Origin of the sequence: Paraglaciecola sp. L1A13, from assembly GCF_009796745.1 — a bacterium.
Taxonomy (GTDB): domain Bacteria; phylum Pseudomonadota; class Gammaproteobacteria; order Enterobacterales; family Alteromonadaceae; genus Paraglaciecola.
In genome coordinates this window covers 2,257,310-2,282,661 of sequence record NZ_CP047024.1, presented here as the reverse complement: position 1 = coordinate 2,282,661, position 25,352 = coordinate 2,257,310, and the positions used below count along the sequence as shown (strand labels likewise).

17 protein-coding genes are annotated in these 25,352 nt (G+C 42.7%); 7 read left to right on the top strand and 10 right to left on the bottom strand.

Annotated elements, in window-relative coordinates; all coding sequences use genetic code 11:
• Positions 1-66: 66 nt before the first annotated feature.
• The 7 genes from GQR89_RS09460 to GQR89_RS09430 all read right to left on the bottom strand — a co-directional run bounded on the left by GQR89_RS09460 (position 67) and on the right by GQR89_RS09430 (position 9,381).
• The gene (locus tag GQR89_RS09460; protein WP_158769817.1) at positions 67-2,406 is read right to left on the bottom strand and encodes a TonB-dependent siderophore receptor; all 2,340 of its coding nucleotides are present in this window, start codon (positions 2,404-2,406) and stop codon (positions 67-69) included.
• 6 nt (positions 2,407-2,412) lie between these two features.
• Entirely contained in the window at positions 2,413-3,417 is a 1,005-nt protein-coding gene (locus tag GQR89_RS09455) for an energy transducer TonB (RefSeq protein ID WP_158769816.1), read from the bottom strand.
• On the bottom strand, positions 3,417-3,836 hold the full coding sequence (locus GQR89_RS09450) for a biopolymer transporter ExbD (protein WP_158769815.1): 420 nt from the start codon (positions 3,834-3,836) through the stop codon (positions 3,417-3,419). The genes GQR89_RS09455 and GQR89_RS09450 overlap by 1 nt, the downstream gene beginning before the upstream one ends.
• Positions 3,836-4,249, bottom strand: a complete 414-nt coding sequence (locus GQR89_RS09445; RefSeq protein ID WP_158769814.1) for a biopolymer transporter ExbD — start codon at positions 4,247-4,249, stop codon at positions 3,836-3,838. Before GQR89_RS09445 ends, GQR89_RS09450 begins: the two co-directional genes overlap by 1 nt.
• 5 nt (positions 4,250-4,254) lie before the next feature.
• Positions 4,255-4,941, bottom strand: a complete 687-nt coding sequence (locus GQR89_RS09440) for a MotA/TolQ/ExbB proton channel family protein (protein WP_158769813.1) — start codon at positions 4,939-4,941, stop codon at positions 4,255-4,257.
• 365 nt (positions 4,942-5,306) lie between these two features.
• On the bottom strand, positions 5,307-6,338 hold the full coding sequence (locus GQR89_RS09435; RefSeq protein ID WP_158769812.1) for a DUF2157 domain-containing protein: 1,032 nt from the start codon (positions 6,336-6,338) through the stop codon (positions 5,307-5,309).
• 112 nt (positions 6,339-6,450) lie between these two features.
• Entirely contained in the window at positions 6,451-9,381 is a 2,931-nt protein-coding gene (locus GQR89_RS09430) for an FAD-binding and (Fe-S)-binding domain-containing protein (protein WP_158769811.1), read from the bottom strand.
• 775 nt (positions 9,382-10,156) lie between these two features.
• Here GQR89_RS09430 and pckA point away from each other — a divergent pair.
• The 4 genes from pckA to GQR89_RS09410 all read left to right on the top strand — a co-directional run bounded on the left by pckA (position 10,157) and on the right by GQR89_RS09410 (position 15,997).
• Positions 10,157-11,785 (top strand): phosphoenolpyruvate carboxykinase (ATP), encoded by a 1,629-nt coding sequence (gene pckA, locus GQR89_RS09425; RefSeq protein WP_158769810.1) that lies wholly within the window; start codon positions 10,157-10,159, stop codon positions 11,783-11,785.
• Between the two features lie 209 nt (positions 11,786-11,994).
• The gene (locus GQR89_RS09420) at positions 11,995-12,351 is read left to right on the top strand and encodes a DUF1428 domain-containing protein (RefSeq protein ID WP_158769809.1); all 357 of its coding nucleotides are present in this window, start codon (positions 11,995-11,997) and stop codon (positions 12,349-12,351) included.
• A 434-nt stretch (positions 12,352-12,785) separates the two neighbouring features.
• Positions 12,786-13,010: a universal stress protein gene (locus GQR89_RS09415; RefSeq protein ID WP_370461057.1), complete on the top strand. Its 225-nt coding sequence runs from the start codon at positions 12,786-12,788 to the stop codon at positions 13,008-13,010.
• A gap of 272 nt (positions 13,011-13,282) precedes the next feature.
• On the top strand, positions 13,283-15,997 hold the full coding sequence (locus tag GQR89_RS09410; RefSeq protein ID WP_158769808.1) for a cation-transporting P-type ATPase: 2,715 nt from the start codon (positions 13,283-13,285) through the stop codon (positions 15,995-15,997).
• A gap of 355 nt (positions 15,998-16,352) precedes the next feature.
• Here the strand turns inward: GQR89_RS09410 and GQR89_RS09405 are convergent, their stop codons facing one another.
• Positions 16,353-17,162 carry a ferredoxin--NADP reductase gene (locus GQR89_RS09405; protein WP_158769807.1) on the bottom strand — a complete coding sequence of 270 codons (810 nt, stop codon included), beginning with the start codon at positions 17,160-17,162 and terminating at the stop codon, positions 16,353-16,355.
• Positions 17,163-17,669: 507 nt separating this feature from the next.
• Here GQR89_RS09405 and GQR89_RS09400 point away from each other — a divergent pair.
• Both GQR89_RS09400 and GQR89_RS09395 read left to right on the top strand, forming a co-directional pair.
• Positions 17,670-20,912, top strand: coding sequence for a glycoside hydrolase family 15 protein (locus tag GQR89_RS09400; RefSeq protein WP_158769806.1), 3,243 nt, complete (start codon positions 17,670-17,672; stop codon positions 20,910-20,912).
• Between the two features lie 357 nt (positions 20,913-21,269).
• Positions 21,270-21,887: a LysE family translocator gene (locus GQR89_RS09395; RefSeq protein WP_158769805.1), complete on the top strand. Its 618-nt coding sequence runs from the start codon at positions 21,270-21,272 to the stop codon at positions 21,885-21,887.
• A 60-nt stretch (positions 21,888-21,947) separates the two neighbouring features.
• On the opposite strand, the gene GQR89_RS09390 is transcribed toward GQR89_RS09395, so the two are convergent.
• Both GQR89_RS09390 and GQR89_RS09385 read right to left on the bottom strand, forming a co-directional pair.
• On the bottom strand, positions 21,948-22,595 hold the full coding sequence (locus tag GQR89_RS09390; RefSeq protein ID WP_158769804.1) for a response regulator transcription factor: 648 nt from the start codon (positions 22,593-22,595) through the stop codon (positions 21,948-21,950).
• Positions 22,592-23,986 (bottom strand): cache domain-containing protein, encoded by a 1,395-nt coding sequence (locus GQR89_RS09385; protein WP_158769803.1) that lies wholly within the window; start codon positions 23,984-23,986, stop codon positions 22,592-22,594. Before GQR89_RS09385 ends, GQR89_RS09390 begins: the two co-directional genes overlap by 4 nt.
• Before the next feature lie 244 nt (positions 23,987-24,230).
• Here GQR89_RS09385 and GQR89_RS09380 point away from each other — a divergent pair, with 244 nt between their 5' ends.
• The gene (locus GQR89_RS09380; protein WP_158769802.1) at positions 24,231-25,307 is read left to right on the top strand and encodes a TRAP transporter substrate-binding protein; all 1,077 of its coding nucleotides are present in this window, start codon (positions 24,231-24,233) and stop codon (positions 25,305-25,307) included.
• The last annotated feature ends 45 nt before the right edge of the window (positions 25,308-25,352 follow it).

The window sequence follows — 25,352 nt, the reverse complement described above, 5'->3', positions numbered from 1 at the left end:
CGTTGAAAAACAACCTACTCCCTTGATTAACTTACATAAAGTGTAATGAAACGTTTTTAGCTAACGTTAGAACTCATAGGTTAAGGTAAGTTTTGCATTACGAGCTGCACCAATGTAAGTAAACGCACCGCTGCGATAAGCTGCTAGGTAGTAATCTTTATCGGTAACGTTAGCTACATTTAAACGTAAGTTTAACTGCTCGTTAAAGGCGTACGTTGCGAACACATCGAATGATGTGTAACTCGGTACTTTATATGAGTAATCGTTAATATCTGTGTTAAACCCTGCGCCTGAATCAGGTTGGCCCGCATATAATTCACTTGAATAGGTCATCGTGCCGCCAAATGAAATCGCATCGTTTGCTTGATAACGCAACTGCCAGAAGGCGCTGTTATCTGCGAAGTTACTTAAGGTTCTGCCAACACTGTCAGTATCAAAAGATTCAAGTACTTCGGCATCCATAAAGGAGACGCCGAATTGCGTGCTTAGCTTTTCTGTAATGTTACCGACCACTGAAAATTCAGCCCCTTTTACCCGGTTTTTGCCTGTATTAAGGGTACCTATGCTGGCGTAATCATCATCGCCGATACTTTCCATTACATCATCTTTGGTGATTTGGAAGATAGCTGCCGTAATAAGCAGTTTATCGTTGAATACGTTCCATTTAGTGCCTAGTTCGAAGTTTTCAGTATCTTCTGGTTTGCTGTCAGTCACTTGCTGAGGGTCACCACAAATACCGCCGTAACCACAGTTACCACCTAAGTCAGACTCGCCGCCATTAATGTTGCTAGAAGTACTGTAAGTTAGATAAACATTGGCGTCTTCGTTGATGTTATATACCACACCCACATGGCCGTTCCATAACGTATCTGAGTAGTCATAGGCTGTGGTTTCACCGCCGCTGGTCACGACGTTATCGTAATCAAAGCTGTCAGCGCGTAAACCGGCAAAGACTGACCAAAATTCGTTAATATCAATGGTGTCCATCAATGACACAGACACAGTATCAATTGAGTAATCAGAGTCCTGGGCGCCTTTGGTAATACTGCGGCCCATCACACTGTTGATGTCATCGATATAGTTTCCGCTTGCGTCTACGATACAATAACCTGCTGAAGCGCCATTGCGACCTGATGTTACGCAGTTGGTATCGCCGGTGTTTTCTACATTATAAACGCCGTTGTCAACGTCAAGGGTGCTGTATTCGGCACTGACCACGAAGTTATGCTTTAGGCCGCCTAAGTCACGGGTTAAATACACATTTAATTGATCTGCGAAATACTCTACTTCTTGCCAGCCTTGGTGAGTGCTTAGGCTAACTGTCGCAGCGCCGGGTGCAAATGGATCCGTTTCATCACGATTTGTTCCTCGTGCACCGGTTGTAACATAACCATTGTCAGTTGTGCCATAGCGCATCATGTTTTCAACACGAGTGTTACTGTCTATTTCGTATTGGGCACGCAAGGTGAAGGTGTTAATTTCTGACTCTAAAAAGTCTTGTCCGTCTTGGGTGTACACAGGCAAGTCATGTACAGGCTTACCACCATTTGGCTCAATGTAAGTACCAAGGTCAGGGGTATCTTCCGCTTTTAAGTAGTAATAATCAGCAGTCAATTTAAGCTTATCAGTGGCCTGATAAATCGCTGACAATGCTAAACCGTTACGCTCTTGATCAGCAGGACTACGGTCTGGTATTTCTTTGTATGAATGTAGCAAGTTTGCCCGTATCGCCAAATCGTCATTGATGCGCTTATTGCTATCCAGGGCGATACGACGGTAGTCATCAGTGCCTAAGCCGCCTTCTAACTTATTAAAGTCGTATTCGGCGCTAGCTTGTTTGGTGATACTGTTAACCGCCCCACCTGTTGAGCCGCGACCAGCAAATGTAGAGCTTGGACCTTTGGTAATTTCAACTTGCTCTGTGGCAAAGCTTTCACGGGTTGTCATGCCAGGATCACGTAAACCATCAACAAACACATCGCTGCGCGCTTCGTGGCCACGAATAATATAACGATCGCCAAAAGCGTTACCGTTTTCACCTGTGCCTAGGGTAATACCCGGCTGGGCAGCAAGAATTTCTTTTAAATCGGTTTTACCCGACTCTTTAATCTGAGTTTGCGTCAATACGCTGATAGTTTGTGGCGTATCTGCTAGTTCTTTCACGTGACGTGAATCGCCAGAAACTTGCGCTTTATATGGTGCACCAGCTTGGGCATAAGGGTTGGTATCAACCGTACGCTCTTCAATTTGCATGGTATCCAATATAATTGGCTCATCTTCTTGTGCCATAGCCATCGGGCTTAGCAACATACCTGGAATGCTTAACGCTAATAGAGTCTTGTTAGTTTTAACGTTAGGCGAGCGCAAGCTCAATGGCGCCGAATAACAGGTTGTTTTTCTACTCATGGGTAACTATTCCTTAAATGCTGAGTTAGTGATAAGTGAATATTCAATGGGAATAACTAACGTGATGCGCTCACGTTTAATTGAATTGGGTACCAGTGGCAGTGGATTAGCTTTTTGCAGCATGTCCAAGGCGGCTTGATCAAGTTCGGCTGAGCCAGAGCTCTGTTTAATGCTTGAAGCTAAAACGTAACCATCACGATCAATGGTGAATTGAAGATGTACAACGCCTTCAATTTTTTGTTTTTTGAGCTCTTTCGGATATGTCTTATACTCTCTAAGATGAGCTTGTAATTCAGCAAAGAAGCTTTGCGCATTGCCTGCACGGCCACCAGAACGACGTGAGCTTGCACTTCCTGTTCCTCGTGTTGTGGCTTTTTGCGCCGCAGCTACCGATGCATTGTCATTAATTGTTGTGTTGTTTGATTGAGTCGTTTTATCCGGCAGATTTTCGCGTTCAAGGGCTTCAACTGCTGTTTCAGTTGAAGTGACAGGTTTAGCGTCGCTTGATTCTGGCGTTGGCGTAATCACCTTCTGGATCGCGTTTTCCGCTAATACTTGCTCAACAACAGGTACCTCCAAAGTTTCAGTTGCTGGGGCAGCTTCGGGTATTGGCTGAACTAGCGGTTTTGCTTCAGGTACCTTTTCGATGATGGGTTCGGGTTTAGCTTGCGCTTTAGGCTTAATTACCGGCTTAGGTTCGATAATAGGTGTAACTGGCTCATCTTGTTGCTGCGTCTCAACCAATTCTTGATCTTGATAGGCCCCAAGCATACCTAAACCTACTTCGATTCCGTCTTGACCTTCCCCGAGCGAACTGCCCTGTGCCACCTCAGGTTTAATCGACAATGCTGCAAATACCGCTGCGTGTATTACGAACGCAATCGCGATAGCTACCGTCCACTGATGTTTGTGCCCAATTGAAATAAAAACCGGAGAAACTGAAATGCCCGCTAGTTTAGCGTCATTGCCGCCAACTGCCTGGTCAGTATTTTTTTGAATGGCAGCACTCATCAACTTGGCTCTGTCGTTAGGGTGAACAAGTTGATGGTGCTAAAACCTGCTGTTCTAAGTGCATCGAGCACTTTATCTAATGCTTGATAGGTCACGTGTTTATCAGCGCGTACCGCTATATTAGCTGGGTGCTCAAGCAATAGATTGGTCAAAGCATTGGGCAGAGAGTCAAAACTGACGAGTTCGTTGTTCAAGTGAATTTCGCTGTCTTTTGATAACTGCAGCGTAATCGGTTGACTGATAGCAGACTTTGCATGGCTATTCTTAGGCAAGGTTAAGCCCGCATCATGGATCTGCTCGATTTTGCCCGCAATCATGAAAAATATAAGTAGCAAGAATACAATATTGATAAGCGGAATGAGGTTGTCGTCAGTGTTTGCTTTACGACGTGGACGAGATAGTTGATTAAACGCGTTCATTATTTTACGTCCTCTGCGCTGGCTGCTGCTTTACCTAGGGTCACATTTGTAAACCCTAAGATTTTCAAGCGAGAAAGCGCATCGACAATAGCTTGAACCTGTGTATCTGGTGCCGGTTGTAAAACGGTCGGTAGTGAACTATCAAATACGTTACCTAGAGCATCGTCACTTAAGTTAGCGCTAGCATTTGAAGTACCCATACCCGACAAATAACCGTCTTCACTTAAGTGCATAAATTGTGGCTTGGTGTCTGAAATAGTGCTCGCGGCTAAACTTGATTGCATTTCAACGGCACTAAATTTTGTAAAAGACGACGTCAACATAAAAAACATTAACAAGATAAACACCACATCAATTAGTGCCGTTAGGCTAATGCTTTGTTTACGTCTTTTGGGCATGACCAAACTTGACATAATGCTTACTCAGCGCCCTGTTTAGAAGAAGACGGTTGGGTACTCTTTGAGCCCATTTTTTTGGCAACAGGTTGCGCGTTCATACTGGCATATAGCGTAAAAACACGTTGAAGGTCATTTTGAATGGCTTGAGCTTCGACTTCCGCTTTGCGCTCAAAGTAACTGTTAAGCATGGACACTGGTATGGCTACGGCTAAGCCCACTGCTGTGGTTAGTAACGCTTGCCAGATACCGCCAGACAGCACCGCTGGGTTAACCTGAGCACCAGCAGACTCCATAGCTTTAAATGCTTCGATCATGCCAATTACTGTACCGAAAAGACCCATTAATGGTGCTAATGTGGCAATAACTTCTAAAATACGTAGATAACTATTAAGCTGCGCAATGGCCAATTGAGCTTGGCGATATACTTCGTCTTTGATGTCATCTATTGCTAACGACGATTTGTCGATTAATTGAACAGTACTGCTGATCAGTGCCGCGCGGTAATTACGTTGACCATTTACCAGTAATAACGCTTGGGCATGTTTGCCCTGTTGTAAAAATCCAAAGGCTTGTTCAATAGCATCAGCAGGTTTAGCGCGAGTACTATAAAACTGCCACCCTTTGAGCACGGCTACACTTAAGGCGATCACTGAAAGGCTGATTAGTAGCCAAACCACAACTCCACCATTAACGAGTAATTCAATCACTGCAACATCCTAATAACAATCTAAATGAGAACGATTATCACTTTATAGATTATTGTGATTCAAGGCAACCATTTATTGAACTATAATGGTCATTAATTGTCATTTTTAGAATATTTTGGTTGTTAGTTAGGCATATCAAAAGGTGATATATAACGGGTTAATTACAATAAAGCAGTAGTAAATATTGCAAAATTAATAATTAACAGGAGGAACGAAAGTAATGATACTCACTAGCAATACCGAATTAAGGTAGATAAATTGACCAACAAAGATATTCAAAAAGGCCTCTGAGTCGTGGTTATTTACCCCAGAGTGTATTCACTGATGTGACAAAAGCTATTTAAAGGACTAACGGGCATGCATTTTCACATTGTTTTTTTGTCTAATAATTCCTGCAGCGGCAGAGGCAAAGAATGACGTAATCTTTGAGTCACCGCTTGCTCATTTTTTTGCCAGATGATGCCAAGATAAACGATAGCAAAGCCTAAAAGGGTTAATATAATTGGAAATAGCCAACTATCGCTGAATACGTCGTAAGCCAAGTACCCTATATATCCACAGACCCCAAATGCACCAAATATGACTAAAACACGGCGTACCAATACTATGCCTATACCCATCATAAGTAGGTTTACACAACAGTATAGAAACTTAGATAATTCACTGGTGGACTCTTGCATAGTCAAGCCCCCCCAAAACGCTATCGTACCGAGTAAATACAACCAAAATGCATAGTCACCTGAATGTCTGGACCGTATATCAACGCAAAATGCCAAGCCCAACATTAATAACCCGACGTACATCGATACCAATGCTCGTACTTCATATTCAGGCCGCTCCCCAGTTAGCATGACGGCTAGGTCCATCGACAAATACCATAACGTTACGGCTATCGGCATTACCAAAAAAGGATATTTATAAACTTTGGCTAATATTACTCCTACTGCCACTGTGCCAAGCTCCATATATAACCAATGCCACTGGATATAACGATGATAATCTTGATAATTGTCGTTGCCTGGCCATACACCTAACGCGTGTTGCAATCCGAAAGTTGCCAGTGGTGTCAATGTAACCACAAATGTGGCGCATATTCCTGCGACAACCGATAATCCCTGTCGCGTAAATCGATTAGTTAATAAAATCCCCGCAATGGCATAAATAGCGCAAAGCCCAAGGACGCCTATACCACCGAATGATTCCCATCCTAAGTTCATAAAGACCGTCATTGCACCGATGGCAACGAGACCACCGAAGTAATACATCAAGTGGGTAAAATCAAACTTTGCTTCGCCCTCGGGTAACACCAATATATAAGCAGTTAAGCGATGGGCTTGCTCTGAAGTCAAAATCCCCTCAGCTACCGCCATATTTAGTTGACGATCGCTAATCCGCATTCCATTTGCTCCTTTAAGTGGCGGTATATTTTAAACTAAAACCGAATTCGCTAACGTTGACTCGAACCCCAGTGGCCGTATCAGCATTGTGCCTCAATGTTTATTAACGTCTTTAAACGTTTACTGGTGCGGTTTTCCCTTTGCTAACTTTATCGAGCAATAACATTAGTGAATGGTAAGGAATGCCGCTGTGCTGGCTTAGCCCGATTTCGCAAGTACGACTATTACTGAATCCTTCAGTACAATCTGCTGGGATCTGATCCTTCAAATGGCGCAGCGCACTGGCATTTAGTTCAGGTACAAACATTCCCTTATCACCGGCAAAACCACAACATTCAATGCCGTTGGGCTGTATAACCTTTTCACTACAAGCGTTAGCCAACGTTTGTAAATAAGGACCAATGCCCATTTTACGGCTGCTGCAGGTTATGTGTAACGCTATAGGCTGCGTTTGCGGCGTAATCTGTAAATCAGCTAATACATGCTTAACCATAAATTCGCTGGTTTCAAAGATGGTTAATCCATGCTCATTGTTTAGCCCCTGCATTTGCTGCTTGCACGGGCTGGTATCAAACACAATTGGTATTTGCCCTTGGCGGCTAATACTCAGTAAACTATGTGCTAACTGTTCCCCTTTTTGCTGAGCTAAATCAGGGAAACCTTTACTACTAAAAGGCATACCACAACATAGTTCGCTCATCGCATCAGGTACTATCACGTGGTACCCCGCTTTGGCGAACACAGACCGAGCCGCATCATAGGTAGAACGCGATTCGGTGTCAGAGGCTGCTGGGCCCATAGTACGACTGGCACAACTAGCAAAATAAACAACTTGTTTGCGTTTTAGACTAGCATCAAACCTAATCGGCTTTGCCTTACTTGGCCACTGACTCTGCCATAGTGGTAGTCTTTTCCCCGAAAATCGATGCACACTTTCGCCAACTTTATTCGTTAAATCGTCTCCGAGTATTTTAGTCGCCGTACTAGACGCTGCAAATCCTAGGGCCGCGGCTTTACTCACCAACGAAAAGTGATTTGCGCTGAACTTAGCGATCGTTTTGCCGAATTTTGTTTGTTTTTCGCTGCGTAATTGCCTTATTAAGTCACCGGTATTGATGCCAACAGGACAGCGCTGCGCACATAGCCCAGTAGCCGCGCAGGTATCAATCCCCATATACTCGAAGTCATGCTCTAATTGCCTTAGCTCTTTGTTTTGTTCTTCGGCTTGCTCTTCGATATCAATTACAGCCTGTTTATTAGGCTGATTACTTACTTTAGTAGCACTTCGAGTATGTTCTCCAGATGTTGTGATTGCCAACGCCCGTAAATGTTGAATGCGTCGCCATATAGCGATGCGTTGCCTCGGTGTATAACTTAATGCTTGGGATGGACAAACCGCTTCACAAAAACCACATTCGATGCATTTATCAACAATGTCATTTGCTTTTGGTAGAAGTTTAAGGTTTTTAATATGACTTTGCTGATCGTCATTTAAAATCACACCAGGGTTTAAAATACCTACTGGGTCGACAATTTGTTTGATCTTACGCATGACATTATATGCTTCCTCACCCCACTCTAGCGCAACAAAGGGTGCCATATTCCGTCCTGTTCCATGTTCGGCTTTAAGGGATCCTTTAAATTCAACAGCAACAAGCTGTGCAACGGCTTGCATAAAACTGTCGTAGCGTTCAATTTCGCTCTGAAGTTCAAACGACTGGGTAAATACAAAATGTAGGTTGCCCGCTAAAGCATGACCAAAAATAATGGCTTCTGCGTATCCAAACTTATCGAATAGTTGGTGTAACCGCCCTATTCCTTCAGCCATATTTTCGATAGGAAAACATACATCTTCAATGATGACAGTAGTACCCGTTTCGCGCACTGCGCCAACTGCCGGAAAGGTGCCTTTACGTATTGCCCACAGCTGCTGATTAAGCACACTGTTAGTACTTAACGCAATGGATTGCATGGGGTGATGCTCAGCAATACATTGTTCAATGCTTTGCATATTTAGATTAAGGGCCTTATCACTATTTGCACTGGTTTCTAGTAGTAACGCGGTGTAGTTGTCATTGTCGGTACAAAAAGTGTCGGGTAATCCCGGCTGTCCCTTAACTGAGTTAAGGGCGCGTTGATCCATTAGTTCAATAGCGTCGACATTTTGCTGCGCTAACACTTGTACCAAAGCACACGCCTGCTCTGCACTAGCAAATAAATACAAGCCACTGGCTTTATATTTATGTTCTATAACCGTCTTATACGTAATATCCCCAATAAACCCGAGCGTGCCTTCTGAACCAATCATCAGGTGTAGCAAGATATCCAACGGATCTTGGTAATCGATTAACGCATTAACGGCATAACCGCAGGTATTTTTAAGACGATACTTATAGGTAATTAACTCCCGTAGCGACGAATTTTGCTGACTCGCAAAGGCCAATTTCTGCAACTCGTCAAGCATAACTTGGTGCTTAACTCGAAAGTTTTGTACGCTGGTTTCATTAGCGGTATCAACCATGCTGCCATCAGCCAATACTATGGTCATATCTTGTACCGTGTAATAACTGTTATGGGCAACGCCGCAACACATACCTGAGGCATTATTAGCAGCGATACCACCAATTTTGCAGCTGTTGATAGACGCGGGATCCGGGCCAATTTTACGTCCAAAAGGTGCAAGTAAGCGATTTGCATCAGCCCCAATAATCCCTGGTTGTAACTTTATTCGCTGGCCTTTATCTAATACGTCATAACGGCGCCAATCATCACTTAAAATGATTAATACAGAATCACTCACCGCTTGCCCTGATAAACTTGTGCCCGCTGCACGAAACGTAACACCCACTTTGTGCTGTTGACTAAGCGCTAGAACAGTCTGTACTTGCTCTAATGAATTAAGCCTCAGTACAAGTTTAGGTATAAGTTGATAAAAACTCGCGTCAACTGCGAGAGCTCGCAGACGGCTGATATCTTGGATGATTGATTTGGCCGGTAAAATAGCCTCAATTTGGCTCAGGTATTCGGCAGGCAACCGTGTCATTTGTTGGTCCTTTAGCTAGGCGTGGTAAGAGTCGAGTCTGGAAAAGTTGGTTCTTTCGGACTCGGAAAAAGTGTTTTGACACTTGAGTTTAACGTGGCAAGAATCGCATTTTGGCGCATTTGCATCAAGCATAAGACGTAAGCTTTTGTAAGCGACTATTTATCACAGCGAATACAGGCTTGCGCTATTTTCAGGCCTGTTCTCATTGTATGATGACTATTTTAAACGCTCTGTTTCACATCAAATAACAGAAACTGATCTCGATACCGTAACCTTTCACAATAGATATCAAAAATGATCATTATAGTTATTACACTATATTCCCCCACGAAACTGTTGTTAATAGCTCCAGCTAATACTCCATTGCTTTAGAAAATCTCATTAAACGTAACAATCTTGTAAATTAGTACTATTAATCAGATATTTAAACTTTATCGACAAATATTCTTATTTTCCAAGGTGATACGTGAAAATTTTTCTTTAGTCATGCTTTTTATCCCTAAAAAGCGCTCTAAATATGTATTTGCGTGGATTTCATAACAGTTTATTTCGAACTTATGAAATTAAGGGTGTTTTATTACGAATTGGGCTTCATAATAATTGCATACATGTTTAAAATAGCTGCATCGGGCGGATTCATTAGCATTGTCTGTCAACCACATCATTGACAGTTACGTATTTTTCGCCCTAAAAAGTTTTTAAAAACCTCAAATACATACACCATCGAGGATTTAACTTACAGTTTCACCGCCACCATCAAACGAAGGGTTAGTTAATGAATATACAAAAATTGTCCGCAGATTTAGCCAAACTTGGTATTAATGCCACCGAAATTCTACATAATCCTTCGTACGATGTCTTATTTGAGGAAACCACTCACCCTAGCCTTGAAGGGTATGAAAAAGGCGTCGTAACCGAATTAGGAGCGGTTAATGTTAACACAGGCAAATTTACCGGACGCTCACCAAAAGACAAATATATAGTACGTGACGATGTAACCAGGGATACCGTTTGGTGGTCTGATCAAGGCAAAAATGATAATAAACCCATGACACAACAAGTCTGGAACGATCTCAAAGCTTTGGTTATCGATCAACTCAGTGATAAGCGCTTATTTGTGGTAGATACTTATTGCGGCGCTAACGAAGATACGCGCCTAAAGGTCCGCTTCATCACAGAAGTCGCTTGGCAAGCCCATTTTGTAAAGAATATGTTTCTTCGTCCTACAGAAGAAGAACTTGTAAACTTCGAACCTGACTTTGTGGTTATGAATGGTGCAAAAACAAATAACCCTAATTGGCGTTCTCACGGGGTAAATTCAGAGAATTTTGTGGCATTTAACCTAACTGAAAAAGTGCAGTTAATTGGTGGTACTTGGTACGGCGGCGAAATGAAAAAAGGTATGTTCTCAATGATGAACTATCTATTACCCCTTAGGGATATTGCGTCTATGCATTGCAGCGCAAACGTAGGTAAAGACGGCGATGTTGCGGTATTTTTTGGCTTATCAGGTACTGGTAAAACTACCTTATCGACTGATCCTAATCGCGAGTTAATTGGTGATGACGAACATGGTTGGGACGACAACGGCGTGTTTAATTTTGAAGGTGGTTGCTATGCTAAAACCATTAATTTAAGCAAAGAAAACGAACCGGATATTTACAATGCGATTCGCCGTGATGCATTACTTGAAAATGTCACCGTTGACGCAAACGGTAAAATAGATTTTGACGACAACAGTAAAACTGAAAATACTCGCGTGTCATATCCCATTCATCACATTGACAATATTGTTAAGCCAGTATCTCGCGCTGGACATGCAACCAAGGTGATTTTCTTGACTGCTGACGCATTTGGCGTGTTGCCCGCTGTATCTAAACTCACGCCAGAACAAGCACAGTATTATTTCTTATCTGGTTTTACCGCTAAATTAGCGGGTACTGAGCGTGGAATTACCGAACCAACTCCAACTTTTTCAAGCTGTTTTGGCGCAGCATTTTTAAGCTTGCACCCTACTCAATATGCAAAAGTGCTTAAAAATAGGATGCAAGCATCAGGTGCGCAAGCTTATTTAGTTAATACGGGTTGGAATGGCACTGGGAAACGTATATCGATCAAAGCTACACGAGCTATCATTGACGCCATTTTAGATGGCTCATTAGATGACGCGACTACCACGACCTTACCGGTCTTTAACTTACAAATTCCACAGCAATTAGGTGAGCTGGATGCCGGTATTCTGGACCCTCGCAAAACATACCAAAACGAAAGTCAGTGGAGCAAAAAAGCCAATGATTTGGCTGAACTATTCGTTGAGAACTTCGAAAAATTCACTGATACTGATAATGGTAAAGCGCTTGTATCGGCAGGCCCTAGCTTATTTGCGCACGCCAAAAGTGCGTAAATGGTAACGCTTTAGCCGCTACCGAATAGAATAGGCGCATTTTACTGCGCCTATTTTTTTGTGCCTCCATGCCTGTGAAATCTAAAACATTAGTGAGACTGCAATTATCAGTATTGTTGTTCTCGATGATGTTTCAACTAGAAATATTATGCCAATATACGTAATGTCTTTCCTGCAATCATTTACTTATCAGACTTCAGGGGTTCCATATGTCATATATCGACGGTTTTGTCGTCGCTGTGCCTACGGCAAATAAAGAACAATACAAAGAATACGCTAAGCACTGTATTAAAATTTTCAAAGAAGAATACGGTGCACTGTCGTGCACTGAATGTTGGGGAGAAGACGTACCTAATGGTGAAGTCACTTCTTTCCCTCAGGCAGTGCAAGCTAAAGATGATGAAACCGTTGTCTTTTCGTGGATCACCTGGCCGTCTAAAGAGGCGAGAGACAGCGGCATGCAAAAATGCATGAACGACCCGCGATTCGACCCAAAAACAGCCCCTATGCCCTTTGATGGGAAGCGCATGATCTACGGTGGGTTTGAAGTGTTAGTAGACGAGTAATTAGGTCTAATTTTCGTCCCCCATTTTTTAGCAGCAGACGCTGAAAAAATGATGTGTAAATTTAAGCACATCCCCTATCAGCGGCTGCGAAAAATGACTCGAGTTATAGAGTCATTAAAGCCCGCCTCAACCAACTGTAAACATACGCCCCATGCATAAATCTCCCAGCCTTGACACGCGCTTGAGAAATTACGTTGCCTACTTTTTCTTTTATCACAGTTCAATATCCCGTATTAAATTCTTTCAAAAGTAATACTGGTCGTAAACAAGCAGGAATAGTTAGTCAAACATAACAATTTTAGCAAATGAATTTGGGTTAGGCCGCTGCTTGATAAAAATGAATAGACTTCAACCTATTATTGATCGAGGTCATATTCGACCTGGTTTAATTTGACAACGTAAAGCAAAAAATCGGAATAGAATCTTTTAATTTTTTGTCATTGATCCCTCATATCGTTAAAGGGACAGCGGGTGAAGAGCTCCCGAAAATAGCCAAAAAGATAGATGCAGACTTAATCGTCATGCGAACCGTTGCCCGCACCGGAATCGCTGGGTTGGTAATTGGCAACACCGCAGAGACCATTATCAACCAACTAAACAGTTCGGTAATGGCAATCAAGCCTAAAGGGTTTGCTTCTCCAATAAAGTCAATGAGGTAATGTGTATGAATCGCTCGTATCTCAGCATTCTTAACCAACAAATAATTGGCTTGAACGTAAACAGCCGACAAAGAAATAGAACTAACTTGAATACCAAAGCGGTCAACAACAGGCTGCTAGCTGTTACCTTTCAGACAAATAAACTCAATCAAATATCGGCAATACCCACAGAAAAATTGCCCCATATCAAATTGGGTTTGAATGCTATTGATACGATAAATCTACACGCTCTTCTCTAATACAGCTCAATCTCCTAAATAAACGAGGCCAACATGCAAAAAACTGACGCAGATATTGCACAATCTAAATGGCACAGTACTTCGGCAGAGCAAACTCTTAAAAGCGTAGGAAGCTCGATTGACGGCTTAACACAAGCTGATGCTGAAGCTCGTTTGTTAGCTCATGGTGCTAACCGTTTGGCACAAGCTGCCCGCAGCAATCCATTGGTCCGTTTTTTAATGCACTTTCATAATATTTTAATTTACGTGTTAATCGGTTCTGCAGTGATCACTGCTGTGCTTGGGCACTGGATTGATATGAGTGTGATTTTAGCGGTGGTTATTGCGAATGCTGTGATAGGCTTTATTCAAGAAGGCAAAGCAGAACAAGCGATGAATGCCATCAGGCAGATGTTAGCCCCTCATGCCAACGTGATCCGTGATGGAGAGCGTAAAAACGTTGATGGAGTAGATTTAGTTCCTGGTGACATAGTGTTACTTGAAGCTGGTGATAAAGTGCCTGCCGACCTGAGAATGCTATCTGCTTATGGTTTAACAATCCAAGAGGCTATTTTGACTGGTGAATCAATACCGGTCGAAAAGCAAAATAAGATCGTTGAAATAGGTGCCTCACTGGGTGATCGCACATGCATGGCTTATTCGGGAACGTTAGTCAGTACGGGTCAAGGCAAGGGTGTAGTGGTCGGTACAGGGAAAGACACAGAAATAGGTCGTATTAGCGGCTTGTTATCGAAAGTAGAAACGTTAACCACGCCTCTAGTTGAGCAAATGGCGGTGTTTGCCAAATGGTTGACTATAATGATCCTTGCTGTTGCCTCTATGTTACTGGTGTTTGGGTATTTTGTTGAACACCATGACTTTACTGAAATGTTTTTAGCAGTAGTTGGGCTATCGGTAGCAGCTATACCAGAAGGTTTACCGGCTGTTCTAACCATAACGTTAGCTATTGGTGTTAAAGCCATGGCTCAACGCAATGCCATTGTGCGTCATTTACCCGCTATTGAAACATTGGGTTCGGTATCAGTTATTTGTTCTGACAAAACAGGCACATTAACTCGCAACGAAATGATGGTGGCTTCAGTACTCACTCAGCAACACTTACTCACCTTAGGAGGCAATGGTTATGAACCTAAAGGTAAATTGACTCTAGAAACTAAAACCGTAGCTATTACTGATTTTGTACCTAATGAATTGGCGCAAGCCGCCGCGCTATGTAATGACGCGGCGCTGCGAGAGCAAGACGGAAACTGGCTAGTTGAAGGTGATCCGATGGAGGGCGCGTTACTCGCATTTAGCGGGAAAATGGCCCTCAACCTAAAAGAAACCAACGCCACATGGACCCGCACAGACGCCATTCCTTTTGATGCCAAACATCGCTTTATGGCTACGCTTAATCACAATCATGAGCAACAAGCCTGCATATTTGTTAAAGGCGCCCCAGAACAAATTTTAACCATGTGTACAAATCAAAAAGGTTTGGACGACAAGTCAGAGCCAATAGATATCGCCTATTGGAACAACCAAGCTGAGACCATCGCTGGACTTGGGCAACGTGTATTAGCGTTTGCCGTTAAAACAGTGACACCATCACACACCGTTTTAGAGCATGCTGATGTCACAGGCTCATTAACCCTAATTGGTATGTTAGGCATGATAGACCCTCCTCGCACAGAAGCGATTACCGCAGTCGCACAATGCATCGAAGCTGGTATTCGAGTCAAGATGATAACCGGCGACCATAGCAAAACCGCAGCAGCTATCGGCAAGCAAATTGGCTTACAAATTACCGATAAAGTATTAACCGGTGCGGAACTTGATAATATGGATGAAGGCGCGATACGAAATGCTGTTCTTGGATGCGATATTTTTGCTCGCACCAGCCCAGAGCACAAACTACGATTAGTGATGGCGTTGCAATCTCATGGCATGACGGTAGCGATGACCGGGGATGGTGTGAACGACGCCCCCGCATTAAAACGAGCCGATGCGGGGATTGCGATGGGTCAAAAAGGCAGTGAAGCTGCTAAAGAGGCTGCAGAGTTAGTGCTGGCCGACGACAACTTTGCATCTATCGTATCTGCAGTGCGCGAGGGTCGCACCGTCTACGACAACCTCAAAAAAGTCATCAGTTGGACACTACCCACTAATGCGGGTGAAGCTATGACCATCATTGTCGCATTGTTAATGGGCATGACGTTGCCTATTACCCCTATTCAAATCCTCTGGGTTAACTTAATTACGGCAATAACACTTGGCATTGCATTAGCATTCGAACCAAGTGAAGAAAGCACCATGCGCCGCCCTCCTCGAGGGCGTAACGAACCTCTGTTATCAAGAGAAATGATTTGGTATGTAATCTTAGTTTCTGTTTTATTCCTATGCGGTGTGTTTGGTATTCATATGTACGCCATTGATCGCGGCTATTCGTTAGAACTAGCTCGAAGCATGGCATTGAACACCTTAGTTGTTATGGAAATTTTTCAATTGTTTTTCATTCGCAATATCTACTCTACATCATTAACTTGGCAGGCTGTACGCGGTACTAAGGTAGTCTGGTTAGTTGTATCGATTATTACTGTGGCACAATTTGCCATAACCTATTTCCCCCCTTTGCAAATCGTATTTGCTACAGAAGCTATTCCTTTATTCGATGGTTTTCTGATCATAGGCGTAGGTGCCGCCCTGTTCGTTATTCTTGAAATAGAAAAACAGATGAGGCTTTCAATACAGCGAATTAAAACTACGTAAGGCCTAACAGATATCAAACAGGCATCCACAAAATCGAACCATGTTCAATCATCTCGAATTGAACTACCCAGTCAGTAGTGCCATTCAAGATAAAACGCTATGACCGCTTTATATTGAGTAAGAGAACATCATTCATCGCGATAGCAAGGAGAAAAAACGGTTTTGTATAACGGAAACCTGTTGCAATAAAGGTTATAAAGAGGTGATTAACTAATTATCACAGGCAGTGCATGGTGTATGTTCGTATCTTGTTTTAGTCACGGTTCGTTAGCGACAAGGCAGCACAGAAGCAAACTTACCAGCTGAATAGCTTCTTAAGCATTGCCATTGTTGCTGCACTTAAACACCGTTCGACTTACTTTTCGATGAACGCTTGTTCAATAACATAGTGCCCTTGAGAGCGTGAATTCGCTTTACTGAATCCCTTCGCATCTAAGATGGCGGCTAAATCTTTTAGCATGGCATCGTTACCACACAACATAAACCGGTCATTATCAGGACTGATATCCGCTAAATTCAAGTCGTTGGTGAGTTTATTCGACAGCAATAAATCAGTAATACGACCTTCATGATCTCGCATGCCGTCTGATGTCTTTAAGCTGTTATATTGGTATGGCTCACGCGTCACAGTGGGGTAATAAAGTAACTTTTCCTGCACTATATCCCCAAAAAACGGATTATTCGGCAGCCCTACTTCTATTTCTTGTTGGTAAGCTAGTTCTGATGCCCAACGAACGCCATGAACAAGTATGATTTTGTCAAATTGGTCGTAAATATTAGGATCTTGAATAACACTCATAAATGGCGCTAATCCTGTGCCAGTGCTCAGTAAATAAAGATTTTTACCCGGTTGTAAATATCCCGCGACCAGCGTACCGGCTGCTCGGGTAGTCAACATGACCTCATCACCCGCTTTGATCTTCTGTAATTCTGAGGTCAACGCACCATCTGGTACTTTAATACTAAAGAACTCTAATTCGTCGGCGTAATTAGCGCTGGCGATGCTATAGGCACGCATTATCGGCTTACCGGCAAGCTCTAAACCAATCATCACAAATTGACCACTTTCAAACGTAAACGACTTCTGGCGTGTTGTTTTAAAGCTAAATAACGTTTCGTTCCAATGATGAACGAAGGTCACACATTCTTTAATTACATTGCGCATTAAATTGATTCCCTCCTACTTGATTAATGACGTATTATGTCACACTATTACAAATGATAATAGTTCCCATTTGTATTTAAGTGTAACAACTATTGTTGATAGATGACTAACCGGTTTCACAATTGCACCATAAACTTGCACCGTGCACGTTACGTACAAAATAACGGGGAACCCATCTAAACTTATTCGATTAAGCCACGCGAAATATCGGTTATCCCTGATAGAAAATAGCGAATAGATGGGCAAATATAACAATCCCTAGATAATATGTACGCTCAAGCGCTATGAAAAGAGCATTTTGTACCTAAATTCGCCTCACACTGCCTTATTAAGCCATAATGGCGTATTCTTTGCTGATTTTAAGACATTGAACATGCGTTAAAATTATGTCTTTCAAAATTTATATTTGTCATTACCGTATAGCGATCATATTTGTGAACCACAGTTAGATTAATCTGCACTTTTCGGAAGCCTTTTCCCGTTTCCCTGAATTAGTTAGGACATTGAATGCAAAACTTAGAATTGAACACTCAGCTCGACGCTTATTATAAGCAGATTAAATCCGTCATATTAGAAAAGCAGCATCCTGTTAGTGGTTTATTGCCTGCTAGCACAGCCATCACCGTGCACGGTAACTACCAAGATGCTTGGGTACGCGATAATGTGTACAGTATTCTGGCAGTCTGGGGACTAGCCCTCGCCTATCGCAACGTTGATAATGACAATGGCCGCGGCTATGAACTACAGCAACGGACCGTTAAACTTATGCGTGCTCTATTACGTTCGATGATGGCGCAATCAAACAAGATAGAAAAATTCAAGAAAACGCGTCAGCCAATTGATGCCCTACATGCCAAATACGATACCGCTACTGGCGACAGTGTGGTAGGTGATTCAGAATGGGGCCACCTACAAATCGATGCTACATCCGTTTTTCTGCTCACATTGACTCAGATGATTGCATCAGGTCTAGATTTGATCTGGACAGATGAAGAAGTCTGTTTTATTCAAAACTTAGTGTATTACATCGAGCGCGCTTATCGTTCACCAGATTTTGGTATCTGGGAACGAGGAGCAAAAAGTAACAGTGGTAGCGTTGAGCTAAATGCGAGCTCTTTGGGAATGGCAAAGGCCGCTCTTGAAGCCCTATCAGGGTTTAACTTATTTGGTGCTAAAGGCTCCTTTAGTTCGGTTATTCATGTTATACCCGACAACATTGCACAGTCGAACATTACTCTAAGTGCGATGTTACCCCGTGAATCAAATACGAAAGAAATAGACGCTGCTTTGCTTAGCGTAATCGGATTTCCAGCATTTGCGGTCCAAGACAAAGCCCTGTCTGATCGAGTACGCAACGACATTGTAACTAAGCTGGAGGGGCGTTATGGCCTAAAACGCTTCCTACGGGATGGCCATCAAACCGTACTCGAAGATGAAGGTCGCTTACATTATGAGGATAAAGAACTAAAACAGTTTGAGAATATTGAATCTGAGTGGCCGCTTTTTTATGCCTACTTGTATTTAGACGCTATTTTTACCGATAATAAACCGCAAATAACCCATTATCGCGACCGTTTAGACAAAGTGCTAGTTGAACAAAATGGCTTTAAACTGCTTCCTGAACTGTATTATGTGCCTAAAGAATCTATTGATGCTGAGCGTGCTAACCCACAATCGCAAGATCGATTACCCAACGAAAATATCCCCTTAGTGTGGGCACAGAGCTTATATTTGCTCGGCTCAATGCTAGAAGACGGTTTACTGCGCCCAGGTGACTTAGACCCATTAGGGCGTCGTCACGTCAAACCGACTATGCAGCCCGTTGTGCAGCTAATCTTTTTATCTGAGGATGAAACCTTACAGCAAGAACTTGCGGCCCATGGTGTAGCCACTGAAACACTGACAGATATTGCGCCGGTGAAAGTATATCGCCCTGAGGATATCGCTGCAGTGCACGGTCAAGTTGGTCGCTGTGACAGCTTAGGGTTAACCGGCCGTATACCGCGCATGCTTAAAAGCTTAACGACCAGTAGAGTATATATGTTCAACAAGCAACGAGCGGTCTGTTTAACGCCATCATTTATGCAACATGAATACTTTTTAAGTTACGATATCGACTTCTTAGTACGACGTTTTAAAAGCGAGTTGAGCTATTTGCATCGCAACTGGACCGAAGTCGGAAGGCCAACGGTTACTGTTTTGCTGACCCATAATTTATTAGGTGCAGATCGTAGTTCATTTTTTGAGTTAATGGCCCAAATCGCCACCGGTGAAGTCGGTGATGTTCCCGTTAAGCATGGCACTATGGCTCAACTTACCCCCACATCCGCGGTCGAGCGAATTAACCAGCTTAACGATTTGGTGTTGCCCACAGAGCCTTTACAAGAGTTGTTTTCTCACTCATGTACCCTTTCAATATCAGGAAGTAATGTTGAACTGACATCAGACCAAGAACGTGAAATTGATTTGCTCACGGATATAAGCGAACTGCATGCACGTTTAGAAAAATCTGATAACTTGTATCAACAAATAGCCTTATTGGATGCCCTTAATAAGTTACAAAGTCTAGACAGTTCGATAACTTATCATGGACTACACAACACCATTAAGTCCTTGATTGAAGAAGTCTACCTACAGGCAGGTCGCTTACGACTTTGGTCGGTATTGCGCCAAGCATCAGGTTTGTTAGGTAAAATAAATGGTGATTTAGGCCTTGCGGTGAGTGCCTTGCTCGTTGCCCAGAAGTTTATTCAGGTTGGGCGTGCTTACAGCGATGAATCCCTTATTACAAAACCCTTACAAGATGATGAGCTACTCACAAAAATTAAACAATTTTGCCGTGAAGATGTACGTGATCAAGTATTAACCCAAGAAGTGCTTCTCTCGTTGGGTATGCTAGTTAAAGCGCGACCAGAACTGTTCAGCGAATTGCTTACCGTTCGTGTTAGCTACTTAATTATTTTGCTCACCAGCCAGATTTCTCGCGAGCAAAATAAAACACCAGATGAAGCTTACGAACATATTATGAGTTTGGCGCCTTCTGTTATTCAGGATCGCATTGAAGCAGTACTAGAGGAATATCAGAACTTAACCGACTTGCCGTTAAAACTCGAAGAACTGCACGCTGAATGTCATTCCGGTAAGCTAGACTGGGATCAAAATCTTGGCCTAGAAAAATTAACCGAGCCCTCTGAAGGCTGGTATGTTTGGCGTCAGCATCAAGGGGTTATTGATAGACGTCCCGCTGGCTTTATCCCACAAGTATGGACTATTTTTAAACATACCACAGGCTTGGTGATTGGCAATAAGATGGACAAACGTAACCGGATTGCTAGCGATATGGTACTGAGTGATATGACGCAAGGTGAAGCAGCGTTTGTGTTACTTGTTGAGCAAATGCTGAATAATATTCAAGCCCCTGAATATCGTCAATTAACCGTTGAGACTCTCAGTGCGCTGGGTAGCTTCTTTGAGCAGAATCCCAGTTTGCAAATTGATGAAGCGTTGACAATTGATGTCACCATTGGTCACGCCGTAAATTTAGCTTATAGTGATTTACACCCGGAGCGGGTGGATAATTACTCGGAATTCAAAAGCCAAGCGTGGGATAGTTTTTATAATCTATCTCCCCTTGAGACCACTTTTTTCATTATTTCGGCCCTACGGAAGCTACTGACTGTGCGCCCTGTGAAGAGTGTGGTCGCTGTCGACGCGCTCATCGAACCAGCGGACAAGGAGATCCCGTCTTAGTTATAGTTTTGTTATTGGCGTAACATTCGTGAATAGCACCATTCGGCACTGGGGTTTACTGCTAAATCCTAGTGTCATTCCTTATCACTCAGATATACATTTTTAATTAGCTCTGTTTAAAGTCGCACTATCTTACTTAGCATCAGCTTTTAGGTCGCCTATTTACTAGACTTATATCTTTAAAGGTCATCTTACTCGTTACATCAGTCGATGTGCCATTATCATTGTTAACATACTGTTAAGTATGGATATTCAATATCTTTTTTTGCAAAGAATCGACGTAAATAATTAGCTTATACGCTAAATATTAGTAGACTGGCGGACTCAGTTTTACGTCAACTATTATGGAACGTCTCAATGCCAGACTTAGCAATACTTGCGGTATTTATTCCGACTTTTTTCTTTGTTTCAATTACCCCAGGCATGTGCATGACCCTAGCGATGACATTGGGCATGAGTGTGGGTGTGCGCCGTACGTTGTGGATGATGCTAGGTGAAGTTATCGGTGTGGCGCTGGTAGCCGTTGCTGCAGTTGTGGGTGTGGCCAGTGTTATGCTCAATTACCCTGCTGTATTTCAAATTTTTAAATGGATCGGTGGCGCATATTTAGGCTATTTAGGTTTAAAAATGTATTTTGCTAAAGAGCAGATATCTGTTGAAACCTCCTCCAGTAACGGCACCTCAAGGAGCGGTTTAATTTCTCAGGGTTTTATTACCGCCATTGCCAATCCAAAAGGTTGGGCATTTATGATTAGCTTATTGCCCCCTTTTATTAGCTTAACGAAACCCGTAACAGGGCAACTTATGGTATTGGTGGGGCTTATCATGCTCAGCGAATTCACCTGCATGTTAATTTACGCTACTGGCGGTAAAAGCTTACGTATGTTCCTTAATCGCGACAATAATATCCGTTGGATGAACCGCATCGCAGGCAGCTTATTAATCTGCGTAGGTGCGTGGTTAGCATTTCTTTGATTGCTGCATCAAATGCTTTTAGCCGCTATGACTAAACCTACCTGCGTGAAATTTAGGGTTTTACTTATCGACCAACCCATGGTCGACGGCGTAACAAATTAGTTCAGCGAGTGATTCAATATTGAGCTTACTTTTCATATTCCGTCTGTGTGCTTCAACGGTACGAAAACTGATATTTAAAATACGCGCAATTTCTTTGCTCGATTTGCCTTGGGCTACGTGAGTGAGTATAAGCTGCTCTCGAGTGGTGAGCTTTTGACTGGTGTCGCGAGCAGGCTTATCGATCAGCATTTTGGCAATTGAACTGCTGAAATGTGTTTGGCCTTTGGCCACCGCTTTTATGGCGTAATACACCTCTTCTGACGTGGTGTCTTTTAAAATGTAACCCGATGCACCTGCTTGGATTGAGCTGGTGACGAATTCTGCACTGTCATGCATGCTAAAAATCAGTACTTTGGTGTCTTCTAAACTATCCGTGATAATTTCTGTGGCATCAATCCCATTCATTGACGGCATACTGATATCCATCAGGATCACATCAGGCTTTAATATTAGCGCTTTCTCCAATGCGTCTTTACCATCATGGGTCATACCAACAATTTCAATATCGTCATAGAACGACAAACAGGCGCTCAATCCCCCCTGCACCATGGGATGGTCATCGACCAATAAAATACGAGTGGGTTGTTCAGAATGTGTTTGATTCATGCAGAGTAACCTTTTGTCGCGGATGGATTGTTCGCGTAGCTAATTTTGGGGATACGCGCCTTTACAATAGTGCCACTGGCAGAAGACTGCACGCTAAATTCACCTAAATGATATTCAACCCGCTCAGCCAAATTTCGCAAACCAATACCATAATCATCAGCTTTGTTATTTAGCTCGGTGTCAAAGCCGCGCCCATTATCGCTGATACTCAAAGTTAACCATTTGTCTTTTATCGACATATCAATATTAACTTCGGTGGCATGGGCATGCTTTTGTACATTGATCAGCGATTCCTGTACCACTCTATAAAGTGTGGTGCTAATACCGTCCTGAACCAACTTACGCACCGCTGGCTTAGTCACGTTAACGGTTATCCTAGTTTGTTCTGCGTACTCTACTGCCAGAGCGTCCATGGCGGCAGACAAGCCTAACTCATCTAAGATCCTGGGGTGTAAATGATGTGAAATACGTCTTATTTCGTTGATCGCGTCACGTAAATTGCTTTGGGCGTGCTCCAACGGTTGAGGCTTTGCTACCTTTGCTTTAGCCAACCAAAGCCCGGTAGCTTCTAATGAATACTTAATCGATATCAATACCTGAACAATGCCGTCATGTAGTTCTCGAGAAATATGGCGCCGCTCCTCCTCTTGCATATTAATTATTTTAAGCCCTAATTCACTTATTTTTTGGTCAGTCTTTTTCTTCTGACTGAGATTTAAAATCAGGCTAAGGAGGAAGATAACAAAGATGGATGACATGGCCACCAGCAAAATAATCTGTTTGGTCTTGTTGATATGCTGGTCAATTTCCTGCTGAAGCTTGTTGAGCTGACTATTTACATCATCTAAGTAAACGCCCGTACCTATCATCCAATTCCATTTCTCTAGGTACACCGAATAGCCCATTTTCTCAGACATTATATTTGAAGATGGCTTACGCCAAGGGTAACGATGAAAACCACCACCAGCCTTTGCGTTAGCGACTAATATTTGAATAGTCTTATCGCCGTTTTCGCCTTCTAACTCCCACCAGTTCTTTCCAACTCGGTATGGCTCTTTTGGGTGCACCACTCCGTTACCTTCACCGTCGTAGACAAAAAAGTATCCATCACGCCCGCTGTAGGTCATATCATGAATAATTTCAGTAACCCGCGCTTTTGCTTGTTTATCATCTATATCACTGTTTTCGTATGCATCAGTCATGGCTGAAACAGCAAGTAGAGTGTAATTTTTTAGTTCTTGATGCTTTTGCTCGATTAGGAAGTTTTCAAGGGTATCAACACTTTGACTTGAAAGACCACGATATTCATCTGTGACTAAGTAGTAAGTTATTATGGACGTTAAAACGACTTGTAGTACTGCTACAAACAGTAGTCTCAAGGGTAAGGTCATATCTATAGCGCCTTGGAGCCGAGCAAAACCGACGTGTAAATTTATTGTAAACGAATAAACTGGATTATTTCAGGCTTTAGCATCACGCGCCAACCTATTTATACCTAGGCAGATCTACCTAGTACAAATGGGTGTTCATACGAATGGTTACAGACTCACAAACATTTAACATCCCTATAACAGTTTTTTATTTGGTGTTGCCAATTCACCAAAGTGATTTTTTAAACGCTTATGAGGATATCCCATGAAAGCAAAATACATATTACTTACCGCCTTAGTCTTTACCTTAGGACTCAGTGCAACGGCCAATGCAGCAGATGGCAAAAAATACCGCTGGCGCTTAGCAGAAACCTGGGGCCCGAATTTCCCAATTTTTGGTGATGCGAGTAAAAACATGGCGAAGATGGTTGAAGAAATGTCAGATGGTCGTTTAACCATTCGAATTGATTCAGCTAATAAACATAAGTCAGCGTTAGGTATATTCGATTTTGTTAAAAGTGGTCAGTATCAAATGGGTCACTCTGCTTCATATTATTGGAAAGGCAAAGACTTCAATACGCTGTTCTTTACTACCATTCCCTTTGGTATGACCGCGCCTGAACAGTACGCTTGGTTTTACTATGGCGGCGGCATGGAACTAATGAAAGAAACCTACGATAAATACGGTATTTTATCATTCCCTGGCGGTAACACTGGCGTCCAAATGGGTGGTTGGTTCAGAAAAGAAATCAACACTGTTGATGATTTAAAAGGATTAAAAATGCGCATCCCTGGTTTTGCCGGTGAAGTACTGGCAAAACTGGGCGCCAGCCCAACTAATATCCCTTCAGCAGAACTTTACACCGCCCTTGAACGCAACACCATTGATGCACTGGAATGGGTTGGACCATCATTAGATTTACGCATGGGTTTCCACAAAATAGCACCTTATTACTACACAGGTTGGCAAGAACCCGCTACTGAATTGCAATTTATGGTCAATCAAAAAGCGTATGACTCATTACCCGCAGACTTACAAAAAATATTAACCGTCGCCATGAAAACAGCCGCCTATGACATGTATTCACAATCAACCCATGAAAATGGTGTGAACCTTAAAGCGTTGCAAACTGACTATCCGAACGTAAAAATTCGTACCTTTCCACAGCCTGTCATGAGCGCTATTCGCAAAGCAAATGACGAGTTACTTGCTGAATTTGCAGCTAAGGACCCAGAGACAGATAAAATATTAAAGTCCATTACCGGCTATCAAAAGCAGGTACGTGCATGGACTAAATTTGCTGACCAAGCTTATTTAGAAAGTTTTGAGGATCAAAAGTAAGCTCAGAGTTTAGTTGCTATCAGCGCCATCCTTAGCGCTGATAGC